The sequence below is a fragment of the Mycobacterium sp. genome, assembly GCF_049585075.1.
Taxonomy (GTDB): domain Bacteria; phylum Actinomycetota; class Actinomycetes; order Mycobacteriales; family Mycobacteriaceae; genus Mycobacterium.
In genome coordinates, this window is record NZ_JBAUZA010000476.1 from 1 (window position 1) to 2,733 (window position 2,733).

Here is a 2,733-nt window from a genome sequence, read left to right on the forward strand (position 1 = left end):
CACCAGATCGGGCCTCGCGGCGCCCCGCGCCCAATAATCGTTGCCGGCCGACCACACTTGCCCACGGTGGACCGCCGCCAGCTCGCGGTATCGACTGTCCGCGGCCACCGCATCGTCGATGGTTTTCCAGTTGTTGTTGATCAGCCAGATCTGCGCTTGGCCGGCGTTGGCGTAGACCGATTCGAAGTTCAACTGCAGGCTGCCGGTGCTGGTGTCGTCAGCCCACGGATAGCTTCCGCCCGCGTCGAGGATGAGGCGACCGGCGTAGTCGCCACCTGCCGGCATGGACCAGCTGCCCTGATACATCGTTCCCGGTAAGACCGGGATACGGTGTACGCCAGCGATTTTCGCGGCTACTGCGCGATAATCCCGCCGAACTTTGGCGTAGACCTCGTTGGCTTTCTTCTCGGTGCCGGTCAACGCGGCCAGGGCCTTGACCCATTCGGCGCGGCCGAGGGGAGTGGCCTCCAGCCATTCGGCGTCGGCAACGACAGCGAGCCCGGCGTCGCGCAGTTTGGCGTAGCTCGGGTCGTCGGCGCCCGGGGTCAAAAGCACTCCGGGGTGGGCCGCGATGACGCTTTCCGCATTGATCTGCTGGGCCGGCCCACGGCCATCGGCGACACCGGTGATCGCATCGGCCCGGTTGAGTTCGGTGAGCATGCCCAGCTGTGTGGTGGAGGCCGCGTAGACGCTGTTGACCGGCACAATGATGTGTTGGGCATGGGCCAGATCACCGGTCAACTGCGGGGTGGGAGCGCCGCAGCGCACCAGCACATACGACTCGGGCCGGCCGCGCGGATACGGCTGCTTGACGGTCAGCAGCTGGTAGCTGTCGTGGTAGCTGAGCGTGAAATTCGTGGCGTCGGTGACCGCCGACTTGTCCGGGAAGTAATCGACGTCCGGCTGGAAGTGGGTGATGCAGCCCGGCTTTTCCGACACGCTGGTTGCCGAGTGGGTCGCGCACCCGCCCGCGGTGACTGCCAGGCCGGCGGCCACCGCGACGGCCACCCAACAACGGCGCGACATCGACGTCGGTCAGCTCTCTCGGGGTCGACCGCCCCGGTTCGCAGGATGCGACGACGCGAGTGTCCTGGCTCTCGGATCACTGCTCGCCTCGCCTTCCGGCTCTTGAAGCTTATGAGCCGTGGCTAGTGAGGTTCGCTCCCCGATGACAGTGGCGGGACCGCGCCGGATTTGCACCGGCTTCCTACATCGTCATCGCCTTACGGGCGACATTGTCGCACTTCGGTCAGTCCGAGCGGTAACGAATCAGCCGAGATCTATTTCACCCCGCGCTGGCGCTCAACGCGTCCACCGCCGCATCGATGTTCGGGATGACCGCCGAACCGTAGCGGGCGACAATCTGGCCGAGGGAGCGGGCGAGGTGCGGTCCCACCGCGTCGGCCAGCAGCACCTCCTCGGCAATCACGATGCCACCGACCACGTGTGCGGCCCTCAACCGGTCGTCGGGAGTCACCTCGTAGCGCCAGTCACCGATCTGCAGTCGTGCGGCTTGTGAACGGAAGACCCCCCGACGGGCAGGGGTGTGCGCGACGCCCGGCAGCCCGGCGAAGACGTTGATCACCAACCCGATGCCGCCCGGTCCGGCCAGCGCACCGGCGACGGTGCGGCTCACTCGCTCGGCGTCGAAAGCCGCCATCAGTCGTTCATCGCGAGCACGAACGACGGCGCGATGGTTTCGGGTGTGCCGCTGCGACGCACGGCCGTTCCGGCGGCGTAGAACTCCACCGTATGGAAGCCCCAGGCGTAGTTCTGGATGGCGAAGTGCACCCCGACGACTCCGGATGCGCCGTCGCGCTCGGCTTCGCTCTGCATGCGCGACATCGCCAACTCGCGCGCTTCGTAGTTTCCTGTTGTCCACTGCGGCATTTCGACGTTGCGGCCCATCTGTCGCAGGGTCTGCAGAAAGCCTTGCGCGGCAATGTGAAAGACGCAGTTACCCATGACAAAGGCCACCGGCGCATAGCCCGATCGAAGCAGGGTCGCCATGTCCTGCCCCGACAGATGACTTGAAAAGGCCTGCCCATTACCGCGCCGGAAAGCCCCTGGCTTAGGGGTGTAACGCACCGCGGTTCCGACCGCGATGAACTCCAAGTGCTCGGATTCGGCGCCGTGCTGGCGCCACTCCAGGCGGACACCGACCACGCCGTCGGCGCCGAGTGCGTCGGCTTCGGACTGCATTCGGGCCATGGCGTTCCAGCGCGCCCGGTAGGTCGCCTCGGTGAGCACAGGGAGCTCGGATTGTTGCCGGATGCCGCTGAATTGGTAGCCCACGTGGTAGACCGAGACACCCATCACCAGATCGAGTGGTTCGAAACCGGCCCCGTGCAGGAGCGCGAATTCGCTGATCGACAGGTCCGAGGTGAAGACCTTGTCGGCATGCGACAGCCGTTCGCTGGCAACGGGGTCGAGCGGGGTCTGCGACACGTGCATATCCTTTCGCCGGTTGCGCACATCGTACGAGGCGGATGTCGGACCGGTGGACGCTTTCTCCCGCGGTCGGTCAGTCCAAGCGGTAACGAATCAGCCGAGAACTGTTTGCGACGACGGCCACAGAGGACGCGTTGTGCAGTATCGCGGCCAGCACCGGCGACAATGCGCCGCCTGCGCCGATCAGCAGCCCGGCGGCGTTGACCGCAATTGACATGCCGTAGTTCTGCCGGATGACCTCGACCGCGCGGGCGCCCAGGTCGCCCTCGTCGAGCAGCCGGT

At 66.1% G+C, this 2,733-nt stretch carries 4 protein-coding genes and 1 riboswitch; all 4 genes read right to left on the reverse strand.

Annotated elements, in window-relative coordinates:
• Window positions 1-1,026 (reverse strand): ABC transporter substrate-binding protein (locus WB785_RS22400; protein ID WP_424081941.1); only part of this gene is annotated, 1,026 nt, incomplete at its 3' end.
• 37 nt (window positions 1,027-1,063) lie between these two features.
• A riboswitch (cobalamin riboswitch) is annotated at window positions 1,064-1,253 on the reverse strand.
• Between the two features lie 32 nt (window positions 1,254-1,285).
• Window positions 1,286-1,660, reverse strand: a complete 375-nt coding sequence (locus WB785_RS22405) for a DUF5073 family protein (RefSeq protein WP_424081943.1) — start codon at window positions 1,658-1,660, stop codon at window positions 1,286-1,288.
• Window positions 1,660-2,448 (reverse strand): heavy metal-binding domain-containing protein, encoded by a 789-nt coding sequence (locus WB785_RS22410; protein WP_424081945.1) that lies wholly within the window; start codon window positions 2,446-2,448, stop codon window positions 1,660-1,662. The genes WB785_RS22405 and WB785_RS22410 overlap by 1 nt, the downstream gene beginning before the upstream one ends.
• Before the next feature lie 76 nt (window positions 2,449-2,524).
• On the reverse strand, window positions 2,525-2,733 hold a 209-nt coding region (locus tag WB785_RS22415), incomplete at its 5' end, for a hypothetical protein (RefSeq protein ID WP_424081947.1).

What these genes read in the sequence shown, in the direction of transcription:
- WB785_RS22405 (WP_424081943.1), bottom strand. Translation starts at nt 1,660, where the DNA reads ATGGCGGCTTTCGACGCCGAGCGAGTGAGCCGCACCGTCGCCGGTGCG.